We start from the raw sequence: 13,948 nt of genomic DNA, 5'->3' as shown, positions 1-13,948 counted from the left end.
GCAGTCTATCGATGGGGCCCTGCTAGATCCGGTTCTTGCGCAGAGCCGCGGCAGCCCCCGTGACAAGATGCACGGCCGCACTCGGCGCAGACAGCCCCTCCTGTCGACGCAGCACCTGCCACACGGCGCGCAGCGCGCGTCCACGATCGGCGGAATGGGAGTCGGGCTGGGATGCCCGGTAGAGGGCCAGCGGCTCGTCGATCCCGGCGGCGTCACCGTGGTCACGGAGAGTGAGCAGCCACAGCGCCCAGTCCTCGGCGCCTGGAATGTCGGGCATGGCCACCGGGCCTGTGCGCTGCAGGTCGAGCATCGCCGTGAGATTCCCGATGACATTGCGGCGCTGGAGCCCGGAAAGCGTGAGACGCCTCGGAACCCGCACCACCCGCCCTTCGGGGGTGAAGTTCTCGGCCGACCCTGCGAAGGACGCGTCCACGCGGTGATATCCGCTGTACACGAGCGCCGCACCGCTGGACACGGCCAGCGCCAGCTGCCGCTCGAGCTTCTCCGGGAGCCACAGATCGTCAGCGTCACAGAAGGCGAGGTATCGGCCGACGCCGGTCTCTATGCCCGTGTTGCGCGCTGCCGCTGGGCCGCCGCTGCGTTCACGGCGGATCAGGCGCAGGCGGGGATCCGCTGCGGCGAGCTCTTCGACGATGTCCACGGTGTCGTCCGTGGAAGCGTCGTCGACGACGACCAGCTCGAGATCGCGAAAGGTCTGATCGAGTACGCTGACGACCGATTGACGCAGGGTCCTGGACCCGTTGTGGACCGGCATGACGACTGTCACCAGCGGGAGTCGTTCTTCTGCGGCAGTCATGGTGCAAGATCATACCGACGCCGCAGGTCCATGCGGCCTGCCGACAATGTCCAGCTCGAGGAGAACGACTTTGGCCGACCAGAAGGCGCAGGTACCCCTCGCTCCGCGCCTCACCTCTGCAGAGTCGCAGGCTCTCGCAGCGCAATCAGGGCTGGATGAGATGGGGATCCGTCCTCCGCTCAGCCGCTATATCGCGCAGGTGTGGCAGCGCCGTTCCTTCATCTGGAACCTCTCCGCGTCGCGGGCGTATTCGCGCAACCAGGGCTCGTACCTGGGTCAGGCGTGGGCAGTGCTCCGCCCGATCCTCGATGCCGGCGTGTACGTCATCATCTTCGGATTCCTGTTCCACTCCAGCGCCCCGGGGATCGAGAACCGTGCGGCGTTCATCGTGATCGGGACATTCACGTATTCGCTCTTCCAGACGTCGGTGATGTCGGGCCTCAACTCGATCCCGGCGAACCTGCAGCTGATCCGATCACACCGGTTCCCCCGCGCTGTGGTCCCGCTCGCAACGGTGATGACCGAGATGGTGATGTTCGCCCCGATCCTTGTCGCGATGATGGTGGTCGCGATGATCACGGGACTGTTCCCCGGCATGGGCGCCGTGACGCCGACCTGGTCATGGCTCCTGCTGCCGTTCGCCGCCGTGCTCCTGATGATCTTCTCCTCAGGGCTCGCGCTGTTCTTCGCGCGCGTCGGTGCCCGTGCACCCGACATCGCCAACGCGATGCCGTTCATCCTGACTCTCGGCCGTTACGCCTCCGGGGCGATGTTCCTGATCCCGGCGATGGTTCCGGACAGCCTGTGGTTCAAGCCGCTCCTGATCCACCAGCCCGTCGCGATCTACCTGGAGCTGTTCCGTGCCGTGTTCGGCAACGAGGAACTGATTCCTATGACCGCGATGCTCTGGTTCGAGGCCATCGCCTGGGCGGTAGTCATCTTCGCCCTCGGATTCCTATACTTCTGGCGCGCAGAGGAGACGTACGGTCGTGACTGAAGACATCGATTACGAAATCGACCCCGAGAACCTTCCGCAGCGCTTGGAGCGCAAGCCGCTCGGCCCGCCCTCCGTGGTGGTCGACGACCTGCACATCACGTATCGAGTGTTCGGTGCACGCCGGGGCGGCACCACCAAGGAGCGCAGCTCCCTGTGGGACAAGGCCATCAGCCTGGGTCGCCCGAACACCGGACCGATCACAGAAGTCCCCGCTGTCCGCGGAGTCTCCTTCGTCGCCCATCACGGCGAGTCGATCGGCATACTCGGCACCAACGGGTCCGGCAAGTCGACGCTGCTGCGCGCGGTGGCGGGTCTGCTCCCCCCGACCTCCGGCCGAGTCTTCACGTCGGCGGAGCCCGAGCTGCTCGGCGTGAACGCCGCGCTGCTGCCCCGACTCACCGGCGAACGCAACATCACGATCGGCGGTCTGGCGCTGGGGCTGAACAACAAGGAAGTGCGGAAGAACATCCCGGGTGTCTCCGAATTCGCCGAGCTCGGCGATTTCCTCTACCTGCCGATGACCTCCTACTCCTCCGGCATGGCTTCGCGGCTCCGATTCGCCATCTCGACCATCCGCACTCCCGAGATCCTCATGATCGATGAGGCGCTGGCCACGGGCGATGCGTCCTTCCGCAAGAAGAGCACCGCCCGCATCGAGGAGATCCGTGCTGAGGCCGGCACGGTCTTCTTCGTGTCGCACTCCCTGGCATCCGTCCGGGCGATGTGCACGCGCGCGCTCTGGATCGAGAAGGGCGTTCTCGTCGCGGATGGCGACGTCGATGAGGTCGCCGATGCCTACCACGACTTCGTCGAAGGGCGCTCCGACGCTTCGTCCGGTGCAAATCTGAAGTAGCCGCCCGAGCGCTCGGCATCGGGCAGGGCATCGAGTCGCCCTTCTTCCACTCGCGGGACGGGAGATCCTGTACTCGCGGCGAACCGTCCCGACCTACCACTTTCGCCTCGGCGAATGTCAGCGCGGAGCGACCGAAGCGTCTCTCCGATGTGTCTCAGCAGTACCGACAGCGATCCCCTGCGTCCTCACAGAGTGCCTTGCACGGCGCGCTCCCTGCTAAATTCGCAATGACCGGTAGAGCGGGCAGGGAAAGGATGAACTGTGAGTGAGCTGGACTCCTTGTGGCTGTCGCCGTTATCGAACGTCGCCGGCGTGGTGGGTGGCCTGATCCTGCTTTACGTCGGCGTGATGCGGTTTATCCCTCCTGTCCAAGCCTTCCTCATCATGCGCCCTCTGGCATGGTGACGTGCTCGTAAGGAAGGGCTCGACAGGACGACCTGGCGACATCTGAACCGGGACGCGACGGAACACGTCAGAGGACGCAACACCAGGCCGGGAGCTGTGCTGGGAGATCTGCTGCGTCTTTACGAAGGAGCCTCCCGCCCCACCCCCTGGACTGAGTGGCGCACCTCGTTGGAGAAGTGCATCGAGCGCACCACGGCACCCGATGTGGCCTTCATCGCTACTCGCTTCGTGGTTCCTGAACAGGTGAAGCGGCTGGACGACCTGCTGAACGGCATAGCAGAGCTGCTCGCGCGATTCGACAGAGTCGCACCCGTCCCCCGTGCCTTGGCATCTCGGCCACCGCGCAGCGGAGGCGACGTCTCGTCTGCAGCCTTCGCCACCGCTCTTTCCGGAGCGGCCGTGCTCGTCGATGCTGGAGCGTCGCGCAGCGGCGCAGCGGACAGCGTCCTCGTCTGGGCTGACACCACCTTTCGCGACCGAGAAGTCGGGCCGCACGAACGAAGCGCATACGACGACACACCCGATGGGCTCGACTTCCCTGAGTCCTCGCGCTTGGGCGACTACAACGGTCGGCTCATCGAACTCAACGCAGTCACGCTGGCGGCGAACTCCAGCGAGGGAGAAGTCTCCTTCGTCCTGGAGACCACCGAAACCTCCTATCAAGCGACCGAGCCGCCAGGCGACATCGCGGCGAAGGGCCTGTCCCCCACGTCGCAGGATGCGGGGCTTCCTGTCTTCCGCAGGGAGGCGTCAGACTCTCCCGAGCCTTCACATTCCCTCCGGAGAAGTGAAACCTCGCTAGGTCATCAGCGCACGTGTCCCGTCACGTCCTATGTGTCGCTCATGACCCGCAGCACTCCGGTCGACGGAGTCGACGTACTGGGACTTCCGACGTCGGTCACGGGAGCCGTCGCCTCGGGGCCCGTGGACATGGTCGTCCTCTGTCGACGCAGCGCCGCGACTCGCAATGGAGCTGGCACGCTCAGTGCGACCGCAGGAGGCGTCATCGAACTGGATCAGCAGGACATCAGGTTGGACACAGACGCTCTGGGAGCGCCTGATGTCACCGGTTCTGCCCTCCGCGAGATGACCGAAGAGCTGGGTATCCCGCCAGGTGAGGTCGCGCTGGTCCCCGTAGCTGCGTTCGTGTCGACGATCGACGGCCAGGGCAGCACCTCCTCTGGTCGCGGTACAGGTCAGGTCGTCGCGAGCGTCCTCCATATCGGAACGACATCGCTGGGGCTCACAGGGCTGCTCCAAGCACGCCACCACGCAAGTGCCACTCGTGGTGCCTTTGAAGTCGACAACCTTGAAGCAATTGCGATGCTGCCGGGCGAGGAGGGGCTCTCCCTATTCGTCGCAACAATCCGCGAGCACGCATGCAGACTCGATCAGCACGGCCTGCTCACCTGCTTCTACGCTGCGTTACGCATCTACCCCTCAGGAGTCATCGACGCTTTCAAAGAAGCTTTCGAGGTTCCGTGGTGGTCTATTCCGTGGGCCGGGGAGGAGCAGGGTGGAAGGCTTCGCGTCGTGAGGGACGTCCGCCAGATCATGCCTGACGATGCGAAGCTCATCGAGGCCGCTCACCGTCGCTGGGCGCCTCAATGGGATGACCTTCTCCTCTATCTGGGCAGGGACGGGAAACCAGACACGCCACATTGCCGGTGACCGCGTACCCGCTGCTCATGCATCCAGTCCGTCGGGATCGGTGAGGGTGGCCGGACGCGGGGCGTCGGCCAAGGCTGAGGTGGCGAGCAGCAGCCCGCCGGTGGAATCGTCGTGGATGTACCACTCTCCGGTGGTGGGGCATACCCAGGAGTCGGTCCCGTCGGAGGAGGGGACCAGCTTCTCGCCGGAGCGTCCCACCCAGCCCAGGCGCCGAGCCGGGACTCCGGCCACCAGTGCATGCGGGGGGACGTCCGCGACCACGGTGGCGCCGGCGGCGACCATCGCCCAGGCCCCGATGGTCACGGGTGCCACGCAGACTGCGCGGGCACCGATCGAGGCACCGGTCTCGCAGGTCACGCCGACAGGTTCCCAGTCGGACGCTGATTTCGGGGTGAGGTCGGGGTTGACCGCGCGCGGGAAGTGGTCATTGGTGAACACCGCGGCGGGGCCGACGAAGACGCCGTTGGCGAGCTTCGCGGGCTCATAGACCAGCGCATAGTTCTGGACCTTGCAGCCGTTGCCCATCTGCACGCCGGAGCCGATATAGGCACCGCGGCCGATCACGCAGTCGGTGCCGAGCCGGGCGCCCTCGCGAACCTGTGCGAGATGCCAGACGGAGCTGCCGTCCCCGATGGTCGCGTCGTCCGAGATGTCGGCCCCCGGGGCGACCCGGTAGGCAGGGGTGTCAGTCATGAGGCCGACGATACAACGAGCTCTGGCCAGTAACAGGACGGAACGCCCCGTGAAGCAGCTGGGAGGGGAGCGCGCACCTCACCGCGTTCTCACCAGAGGTGCTGAGTCACCGCGAAGCTCGCAGCTTCTCCCCCTTGGCGAGCGCGATCTCGCGCAGCTCCGCCTGGAAGGCGACCATCCGCTCGCGGAGGCGCTCCGCCTCCGCGCCGGAGCCGGCGGCGAGGATCCGGGCGGCGAGCAGGCCGGCGTTGCGGGCGCCGCCGATGGAGACGGTCGCGACCGGCACCCCAGCGGGCATCTGCACGATCGACAGGAGGGAGTCCATGCCGTCGAGGTGCTTGAGCGGCACCGGCACCCCGATCACGGGCAGGGGGGTGAGGGAGGCGAGCATGCCGGGCAGGTGGGCGGCACCGCCAGCACCGGCGATCACCACCCGCAGCCCGCGCTCGGCGGCACTGCGGCCCCAGGTGACCATGTCCTCGGGCATCCGGTGGGCGGAGATGACTTCGACGGAGGCGTGGATCTCGAACTCGGCGAGTGCCTCCTCCGCTGCCTTCATCACCGGGTAGTCGGAGTCGGAGCCCATCACGATGCCCACCAGTGGGCGGGAGGTGTTCTCGGTCATCGGGTCTCTCCTGAGGTCTCGGACGTGGCGGGCGCTGCGGTGGCGGGTGCGCCGGTCGCGGTTGCGGCAGGGACAGGTGCAGCGGCGGCGGCAGGCCCATCGATGATCAGTCGCTCGGCGTGGTGGGCACGCGCGAGCAGCTCGTCCGCGTCCGCGCCGACGAGGGTGACATGCCCGATCTTGCGGCCGGGCCGCACAGACTTGCCGTAGAGGTGGATCTTCAGCTCCGGATCGGCGGCGAGCGCGGCGTGGGCGCCGGGTGCGAGGTCCTCGGCGGTTCCGCCGAGCAGGTTCACCATCACCGAGACCGGGGCGAGCGGGGTCGTGGCGCCGAGCGGCAGATCGGCGACTGCTCGCAGATGCTGTTCGAACTGGCCGGTGACGGCGCCGTCCATGGACCAGTGGCCGGTGTTATGGGGACGCATGGCGAGCTCGTTGACGAGCACCTCGCCGCCCGGCGTCTCGAACAGCTCGACGGCGAGCATCCCGGTGACGTCGAGGTCCTCCGCGATGGCGAGGGCGAGGTCCTGGATCCGCTGCTGGTCCTCCGCAGCGAGCCCGGGCGCGGGGGCGACCACTTCGTAGCAGACCCCGTCCTTCTGCACCGACTGCACCACAGGATAGGCCACAGCCTCTCCTCCGGGCCGGCGTGCGACCTGGGCGGAGAGCTCGCGGGTGAAAGGCACCAGCTCCTCGGCGAGCAGCTCACCGTGCTCGGCGAGCCATTCCTGGGCCTGGTCTGCGTGCTCGATGATCTGCACTCCGTGGGCGTCGTAGCCGCCGCGGGGGGTCTTGATCACGATCCTGCCGTCACTCTCGGTGAGCGCGTTCTCCAGGTCCGCTGCAGAGCTGATCCGCCACCAGCGCGGGCACGGGTGGCCGAGGGCCGTGAGGCGCTCGCGCATCACCAGCTTGTCCTGCGCATGGAGGAGAGCCGCCGGGCCGGGTCGCACCGCGGCGGTCCCGGCACGCTCGATGTCCTCCAGGATCTGGGTGGGCACATGCTCGTGATCGAAGGTGATCACGTCGACCTCTGAGGCCAGGTCGCTCACCGCTCGGGCGTCGTCGTGCCGTCCGATCCGTACGTCGGCGGCGACGGCTGCGGCGCTCTCCGCTGGGTCGGTGGCCAGCACCGGCGTGGCGAGGCCCAGTTCGATCGCAGGGCCGATCATCATCCGGGCCAGCTGCCCGGCGCCGATGAGGCCGACGCTGCGGGCACCCACCGGACTCTCGGGGGTCGCGGCGGGGGCGGCTGCCGCCGTCGGATGGACGGACGGCTCAGGGCGGGGCGGGGTCATCGACACGGCGGCCAGTGTACGAGGTCAGCTCCGCGAACGCGGGCGGCGCCGGACCACGGACCCCTGAGGCAGGGAATCAAGGTCGTCCGCGCCGGGGCGCAACCGCTGCGCGGCGCTCGGCATCATGTCGGCGCGGACCCCTCGGGCGGCCTTCGCGAGCCGCCCGCCGCGACCGTCCCGAGGTGCTCGTGCGCTGCGGCCGCTGCGCTTGTCCTCGTAGTCGTCCTCACCGCCGTCATCACCGGGCGCGGAGATCAGGAACACTCCAAAGGTGGTGGGGTTCTCGGTGAGCAGTTCGAGGCGACCGCCGTCGTCCTCGACCAGGGTCCGGGCGAGCGCGAGGCCCACGCCGGTGCCGCTCGAGCTGCGCCCGGAGACGGACCGCTCGAAGATCCGCGCGCCGAGCTCCGGGTCGATGCCCCCGCCGTCGTCGGAGACCTCGACCACGGTCGAGTGGTCGTTGCGACGCACTTTGACGGTGGTGCGCCCGCCGCCATGGGCGAGCGCGTTCTCCACCAGTGTGGCGATCACCTGGGTGAGAGGTCCGGTCGAGCCCCAGACCGCGGCGCTGCGCGGAACCTGCACCCGCAGCTCTCGATGGGCGCGCCGATATGCCGGCGACCACTCCTCGCTCTGCTGGGTCAGCACATTGCGCAGCTCGACCACGCCCGGGCTGCGGCGCTGGGAGGCGCGCGGCGCGTTGATGAGGTCGTGCACCACCTCGGTGAGGCGGTCGATCTGCTCGAGCGAGATGCGGGCCTCTTCGCGCACCCACTCCTCGGAGCTGGTCGCGAGGATCTCGTCCAGGCGCATCGACAGTGCGGTCAGCGGGGTGCGGAGCTGATGGGAGGCGTCGGAGGCCAGACGGCTCTCCGCCTCGAGCCGTTCGTTGAGCATCGCGCCGGAGCGGGCGAGCTCCTCGGCGACGTCGTCGATCTCAGCGATCCCGGAGGCGTGCCAGGGGCCGCGGGAGCGACCGGAGCCCATCTCCTCGGCGCGCCGGCTGAGCCGGGCCAGCGGCATCGAGATCCGTTGTGCCTGCCACAGCGCCTCGGAGACACCGATGGACAGTGCCGCCAACCCGGCGACGGTGATCAGCACCCAGGCGCTGGCCGTGTGCGCACGCACGTCCGACTGCGGGATGTATACGGCGATCGACTGGCCGGAGGCGCCATTGGTGGTGACCTTCTCGGGTTTCTCTCCCGGAGGGTCGCCAGCGGTGTAGGTGACGTCGTCGTGGACCACCGAGATCGCGATGTTCAGGTCCGTCTGCGCATCGACGTGGCGCTGGAGCAGCGCCTCATCGATCTCGCCGCCTTCCTGGAGGCGCGCCTCGGTATCGATGCGCACGGTGTCGACGATCTTGTTCGCCTGGTTGGTGAGGCTCTGACTGGCCAGGGTCAACCAGGAGACGCCCAGCGGGATCCCGAGCATGAGGACGGCCAGGAGCACGGTGATGATGGTGGCCTGCAGCACGCGCTGCCGCACCGGTCAGCTCTCCGAGCCGGTCTCGAAGCGGAAGCCCACTCCCCTCACCGTGGTGATCCGGCGGGGATCGGTGGCATCGTCGCCGAGCTTGCGTCGAAGCCAGGAGACGTGCATGTCCAAGGTCTTGGTGGAGCCCCACCACTCGGCGCCCCACACCTCGCGCATCAGATCGTCGCGGGTCACGACGCTGCCGGACTCTCTCACCAGCACGGTGAGCAGGTCGTACTCCTTGGCGGAGAGGCTCAGCTCCTCGCCGTCGGCGTAGGCGCGACGGGCGGACACGTCGAGCATGACGCCGTTGACGTCGAAGCTGTCCCCGGAGTCCTCCATCGCCTGCGAGCGCCGCATCAGGGCCCGGATACGGGCCTGGAGCTCCCCGAGGCGGAACGGCTTGGTGACATAGTCGTCGGCGCCGGCGTCGAGGCCCACCACGGCGTCCACCTCATCGGCGCGTGCGGTGAGGATCAGGATCGGGGACTCCAGCCCGCCCTTGCGTAGTCGCCTGGCGACCTCGAGGCCGTCGAGATCGGGCAGGCCGAGATCGAGGATGACCAGGTCGATCGGTTCGGGTCCCGCCGCGATCGCGAGCGCGTCCATCCCCCGTGACGCGCGGGTCACGGTGTAGCCCTCCCGGTCCAGTGCGCGGGAAAGTGGTTCGGCAATGGCCGAGTCGTCCTCGACGAGTAGCAGTCGTGTCACGAGTTCCATCCTACGACGATGCCGGCAGAGACTGCCCGGACTGGGGTGAGGTCGAGCATCCCTCCATCATCACAGCTCCGCCGTGATCACAGCGAACCCGGGCGCTCGCGGCGCCCTCCGACCGCGGCTCACAGGCCCATATCGAGCGGTGCCGAGCGGTCACGACTCATCTCTTGGACGCGCACGCTTCCGATCCCGTGCAGCTCGACCTCCTCGCCCTCGGTGAGCGTGAATCCGCCGGGCAGCGCCTGGGACACCGCGGCGGCGGTGTCCCCATCGACGAGGACGGTCCCCGGCCGCGCCACGGACTCCATCCGCGCGGCGAGGTTGACGGTGGGGCCGAACACGTCTCCGTAACGGGAGAACATCGACCCCCAGGCCAGTCCCACCCGCACCGGTGGCAGATCGGTCGCGGCGGTGATGGCCTCGGCGAGGCTGACCGCGATCTGGGCGCCGTCTTCGGGCGTGTCGGCGAGGAACATGATCTCGTCGCCCACCGTCTTGACCACCCGGCCGCCACCCACGGAGATCAGATCTCGGCTCACGGACTCGAAACGGCCGACCATGTCCGCCAGCTCAGCGCCAGGCAGATCCTGCGCAAGGCGGGTGAACTGGACGAGGTCCGCGAAGCCGATGGCTCTCTGGAGCGGGAACAGCTCATCGGTGTCTCGGTGCAGGACTTCGCTGCCGGCGCGGGCCGCATAGGCGGCGAGCTGCCGACGGAAGGTGAACATCACCTGCGATTCGAAGACCTCCAGCAGCTCCGGGATCGAGTCGAGCATCTGCTGACGGGCCTGGGCGTCGTCGAGTCCGTCGGCGTACTTCGCCTCGTCCACAAGTGCCTCGGTGATCCACATCGCCAGCCGACCCATATGGAAGCCCAGCCCGCGGGAGATGCTCGCGAAGGCACGCTCGGTGATCGCTCCGTCCTCGACGATCGCGGCGAGATCGCCGATCGCGTAGGCATCCTCCTCGGTGAACACCACTGTGTCCTCGTCCACCGGGGTGAAGCCGAGCGAGCGCCAGTACACGGAGGTGAGACGTTCGGGGATGTCCTGCTGATCGGCGAGATCTCGACGCGAGTACTTGCGCGGGCCCTGCAGCAGCACCTTCTCGAGTGCACCGACGCTGCGACGCACAGCAGCGAACCGCTTGTTGAGATCGAGGATCTCCTGATCATCCAGCGAGGCCTGCCCGGAGGCACCCTCAGAGAGATCGGGCAGCTCTGCGGTCTCCACGGGGACGGAGTCCACCGGGACGGACCCGTGCGGCGCCGCTGATGGCTCGCGGGGAGCACTGCTGCCCTCCCGGCCTGCGGCGCGATCCAGGTCTTCCATGCCTCCGGTCACGTGACGTGCTCCTCCTGCTCGATGTCCTTCAAGTTCGCCATGCGGTCACGGGGACTGCCCGAGCCGCAGATGCCTCACGTCCCCGACATCCACGGCCACCTGGCCGCTTCCTTCTGGCCCCTCACGATCGACGACCAGCCTGCCGTGGCCGTCCACGCCCCGGGCGAGGCCGAACCAGGAGCTCGACCGTGCTCCCCCCGTGCCGAGATCCCCCAGAGGATCGACGCGCACATGACGCCCCACCGTGAGGCACGTCACAGTGTAGCGGTCGTGGGTCCCGGAGCGAATGCCGTCTCCGCTCGCGGACTCGAGGCGTGCGAGCTCCTGCGCGAGCGCTGTCACCAGCGACTCCTCCAGACGCTCCCGCAGTTCCTGATCGGACAGGCCATCCGCCGCTCCCGCACTCCCTGCACTGCCACTGCCACTGCCACTGCCACTGCCACTGCACAGTCCTCCCTCGCCCCGCAGCCAGGCCGCGTCGGGCACGGCAGAGCCGTCCTGCTGATGCACCGGCCCGCGCAGGTTCAGCCCGATGCCCACCAGGACCGTCTGCGCGCCGCGCCCCTCCACCAGAATCCCTCCGAGCTTCCGACCGTCCGCCGTGTGCAGGTCGTTGGGCCATTTGAGACCGATCTCCGCTGTCGCCCGCAGGCCGAGCACCTCGCCGAGCGCGGTCACCGCGGCGAGCCCGGCGGCCAGCGGGAACCAGCCGCGCTCAGCGGGGGGCAGTCCGCTGCGATGCACATAGGTGAGCGACACGCTGGAGTCTTCGGGGCTCGCGAAAGCTCGACCGAGCCGTCCCCGACCGGCCGTCTGATGGCGGGCTGTGAGCGCGAAGGGCGGTTCCCGCCCGTCGCGCAGCTGGAGCGTCGCTTCGTCCTGAGTCGACGTGACCGTGCCTCGGCGCATGATGACCGGTCCTGCTGTGCCCGCCCTGCTCGTCATGCCGCTCCTCGTCCCACTGCTTGCTGCCCGTCCTGCTGCCCGGAGGGGGGACCCGTCGTTCTCGAGCCGCCACGGACGTTCGCGCCGCTGACAGTCGTGAACGATCGCCGTCGGACCTCCGTAGCGTAGTATCCCGGTGTCCATCCGCCGGATCACTACGCGGCCTCACAGGCCGCAGCAGGAGGCTCCGTGACCGACGCTCCTCGGCCGCTCACCACCGCCCAGCGACTCGAGGACCTGCGCGCGCGCAACGCCGCCGCGGTCTCCGCCGCCGACGAGCTCGCGGTCCAGAAGCAGCATGCCCGGGGCAAGAAGACCGCTCGGGAACGGATCTCCGATCTGCTGGACGACGGCTCCTTCGTCGAGACCGATCGCTTCGTACGGCACCAGGCCCGCAGCTTCGGCATCGACGCCAAGCGGCCGGACGGGGACGGAATCGTCACCGGCTATGGCACCATCGACGGCCGCCAGGTGTGCGTGTACTCACAGGACTTCACCGTCTTCGGCGGCTCCCTCGGCGAGGCCCACGGCCGCAAGATCCAGAAGATCCAGGACCTCGCGCTGAGCACCGGGGTGCCGATCATCGGCATCCTGGACGGTGGCGGCGCCCGCATCCAGGAGGGCGTCGCCTCGCTCGCGATGTTCGCCGGGATCTTCAAGCGCAACACCCGCGCCTCAGGCGTGATCCCGCAGATCTCCCTGATCATGGGCCCGGCCGCCGGTGGAGCGGTCTACTCCCCGGCGCTGACCGACATCATCGTGATGGTCGAGAAGACCTCCCACATGTTCATCACCGGGCCCGACGTGATCCGCACCGTCACCGGTGAGGATGTCGGCTTCGAGGAGCTCGGCGGCGCGCGCACCCACTCCTCCCGCTCCGGAGTCGCCCATTACATGGCGCCCGACGAAGCCGAGGCGATCGAGTACGTCAAGGACCTGCTCAGCTACCTCCCGGCCAACACGCTCAGCCCTGCCCCGTCGTTCCCGGTGCCCTTCGAGCAGGACCACACTCCGGCGGACACCGCGCTGGACGCCCTGGTGCCGGATTCGCCGAACCAGCCCTACGACATGCTCACGGTGCTGCGTGCAGTGCTCGATGACGAGGAGTTCCTCGAGGTCCAGCCGCTGTTCGCCCGCAACATCCTGGTGGGCTTCGGCCGCGTCGAGGGCTCCAGCGTGGGCATCATCGCCAACCAGCCCTCACACCTTGCCGGCACCCTGGACATCGACGCCTCCGAGAAGGCGGCACGTTTCGTGCGACTGTGCGATACGAACAACATCCCGGTCCTCACCTTCGTGGACGTTCCCGGTTTCCTCCCCGGCACCGATCAGGAGTACGGCGGGATCATCCGCCGCGGCGCGAAGCTGCTGTACGCCTACGCCGAGGCGACCGTCCCGCTGATCACCGTCATCACGCGCAAGGCCTACGGCGGCGCGTACATCGTGATGGGATCCAAGGAGCTCGGCGCGGACATCAACCTCGCCTGGCCCACGGCGCAGATCGCCGTCATGGGCTCCCAGGGCGCGGTGAACATCCTCCATCGGGGCGATCTGCGCGAGGTCGCTGAGCGGGGCGGGGATGTCGAGTCCGAGCGCAAGCGCTTCGAGGCCGAGTACGACGAACAGTTCGCCAACCCGTATACCGCTGCCGAGCGCGGCTGGATCGATGGGGTGATCCGTCCTGCGGACACCCGGCTGGAGGTGGCCCGCGCATTGCGCGCGCTGCGCACCAAGCGGGACACCCTGCCCACCAAGAAGCACGGGAACATCCCGCTGTGACCGCTCCCCACACCACGACAGGCCCGGCCGGCACCCACCAGGTGGGCTCCGCCGATGCTCCGCAGGTGCGCCCTTCCGACGTCCGACTGGTGCAGGGATACCTGCGTGACGACGAGCTCGCCGCGATCGCGGTGGTGATCTCCGCGATGAGCGTCACCAGTCGACTGGAGGCTGAAGAGCGCTCCCTCGCCGAAGGTCAGGGCGCTGGAGCTGGCGCATGGGCCGACCCCGTGCACTGCCATCCCCGCGCTCACGGACTGAGGGGGCTGCCCTCCCCTGCTGCCTGGCAGTTCTCAGATCGCTGAACCTGTCGCGCCTCGCACTAGACT

The 13,948-nt window shown here is 68.2% G+C and carries 14 protein-coding genes; 6 read left to right on the top strand and 8 right to left on the bottom strand.

Annotated features, from left to right (window positions below):
* Positions 1-22: 22 nt before the first annotated feature.
* Positions 23-817 carry a glycosyltransferase family 2 protein gene (locus tag ABD893_RS04190; protein ID WP_345076295.1) on the bottom strand — a complete coding sequence of 265 codons (795 nt, stop codon included), beginning with the start codon at positions 815-817 and terminating at the stop codon, positions 23-25.
* A gap of 70 nt (positions 818-887) precedes the next feature.
* Here ABD893_RS04190 and ABD893_RS04185 point away from each other — a divergent pair, with 70 nt between their 5' ends.
* The 4 genes from ABD893_RS04185 (at position 888) to ABD893_RS04170 (ending at position 4,743) form a co-directional block, all read left to right on the top strand.
* Complete coding sequence (locus ABD893_RS04185; protein WP_345076294.1) at positions 888-1,814, top strand: ABC transporter permease; 927 nt, start codon at positions 888-890, stop codon at positions 1,812-1,814.
* Positions 1,807-2,667: an ABC transporter ATP-binding protein gene (locus ABD893_RS04180; protein ID WP_345076293.1), complete on the top strand. Its 861-nt coding sequence runs from the start codon at positions 1,807-1,809 to the stop codon at positions 2,665-2,667. Before ABD893_RS04185 ends, ABD893_RS04180 begins: the two co-directional genes overlap by 8 nt.
* A gap of 261 nt (positions 2,668-2,928) precedes the next feature.
* Positions 2,929-3,072: a hypothetical protein gene (locus ABD893_RS04175; protein WP_345076292.1), complete on the top strand. Its 144-nt coding sequence runs from the start codon at positions 2,929-2,931 to the stop codon at positions 3,070-3,072.
* Between the two features lie 96 nt (positions 3,073-3,168).
* Positions 3,169-4,743: a hypothetical protein gene (locus ABD893_RS04170; protein ID WP_345076291.1), complete on the top strand. Its 1,575-nt coding sequence runs from the start codon at positions 3,169-3,171 to the stop codon at positions 4,741-4,743.
* A gap of 15 nt (positions 4,744-4,758) precedes the next feature.
* Here the strand turns inward: ABD893_RS04170 and ABD893_RS04165 are convergent, their stop codons facing one another.
* From ABD893_RS04165 to ABD893_RS04135, 7 genes are all read right to left on the bottom strand, one after another.
* Positions 4,759-5,436: an acyltransferase gene (locus tag ABD893_RS04165; RefSeq protein WP_345076290.1), complete on the bottom strand. Its 678-nt coding sequence runs from the start codon at positions 5,434-5,436 to the stop codon at positions 4,759-4,761.
* A 106-nt stretch (positions 5,437-5,542) separates the two neighbouring features.
* Positions 5,543-6,061, bottom strand: coding sequence for a 5-(carboxyamino)imidazole ribonucleotide mutase (gene purE / locus ABD893_RS04160; RefSeq protein ID WP_345076289.1), 519 nt, complete (start codon positions 6,059-6,061; stop codon positions 5,543-5,545).
* The gene (locus tag ABD893_RS04155) at positions 6,058-7,365 is read right to left on the bottom strand and encodes a 5-(carboxyamino)imidazole ribonucleotide synthase (RefSeq protein ID WP_425548340.1); all 1,308 of its coding nucleotides are present in this window, start codon (positions 7,363-7,365) and stop codon (positions 6,058-6,060) included. Before ABD893_RS04155 ends, purE begins: the two co-directional genes overlap by 4 nt.
* Before the next feature lie 18 nt (positions 7,366-7,383).
* Positions 7,384-8,847, bottom strand: a complete 1,464-nt coding sequence (locus tag ABD893_RS04150) for an ATP-binding protein (RefSeq protein ID WP_425548339.1) — start codon at positions 8,845-8,847, stop codon at positions 7,384-7,386.
* 3 nt (positions 8,848-8,850) lie between these two features.
* Positions 8,851-9,546: a response regulator transcription factor gene (locus tag ABD893_RS04145; protein WP_345076287.1), complete on the bottom strand. Its 696-nt coding sequence runs from the start codon at positions 9,544-9,546 to the stop codon at positions 8,851-8,853.
* 128 nt (positions 9,547-9,674) lie between these two features.
* Positions 9,675-10,895, bottom strand: coding sequence for an adenylate/guanylate cyclase domain-containing protein (locus ABD893_RS04140; protein ID WP_345076286.1), 1,221 nt, complete (start codon positions 10,893-10,895; stop codon positions 9,675-9,677).
* Between the two features lie 45 nt (positions 10,896-10,940).
* Positions 10,941-11,840 (bottom strand): biotin--[acetyl-CoA-carboxylase] ligase, encoded by a 900-nt coding sequence (locus ABD893_RS04135; RefSeq protein ID WP_345076285.1) that lies wholly within the window; start codon positions 11,838-11,840, stop codon positions 10,941-10,943.
* A gap of 189 nt (positions 11,841-12,029) precedes the next feature.
* Between ABD893_RS04135 and ABD893_RS04130 the strand changes: the two genes are divergently transcribed.
* Both ABD893_RS04130 and ABD893_RS04125 read left to right on the top strand, forming a co-directional pair.
* Positions 12,030-13,619, top strand: a complete 1,590-nt coding sequence (locus tag ABD893_RS04130; protein WP_345076284.1) for an acyl-CoA carboxylase subunit beta — start codon at positions 12,030-12,032, stop codon at positions 13,617-13,619.
* Complete coding sequence (locus ABD893_RS04125) at positions 13,616-13,924, top strand: acyl-CoA carboxylase epsilon subunit (protein ID WP_345076283.1); 309 nt, start codon at positions 13,616-13,618, stop codon at positions 13,922-13,924. The genes ABD893_RS04130 and ABD893_RS04125 overlap by 4 nt, the downstream gene beginning before the upstream one ends.
* Positions 13,925-13,948 lie beyond the last annotated feature (24 nt).

Origin of the sequence: Brachybacterium paraconglomeratum, from assembly GCF_039541415.1 — a bacterium.
Taxonomy (GTDB): Bacteria; Actinomycetota; Actinomycetes; order Actinomycetales; family Dermabacteraceae; genus Brachybacterium; species Brachybacterium paraconglomeratum_A.
Note: the sequence above shows the minus strand (reverse complement) of the source record. Positions and strands in the feature narration are given on the sequence as shown.

What these genes read in the sequence shown, in the direction of transcription:
- ABD893_RS04190 (WP_345076295.1), bottom strand. Translation starts at nt 817, where the DNA reads ATGACTGCCGCAGAAGAACGACTCCCGCTGGTGACAGTCGTCATGCCG.
- purE (WP_345076289.1), bottom strand. Translation starts at nt 6,061, where the DNA reads ATGACCGAGAACACCTCCCGCCCACTGGTGGGCATCGTGATGGGCTCC.
- ABD893_RS04135 (WP_345076285.1), bottom strand. Translation starts at nt 11,840, where the DNA reads ATGACGAGCAGGGCGGGCACAGCAGGACCGGTCATCATGCGCCGAGGC.
- ABD893_RS04165 (WP_345076290.1), bottom strand. Translation starts at nt 5,436, where the DNA reads ATGACTGACACCCCTGCCTACCGGGTCGCCCCGGGGGCCGACATCTCG.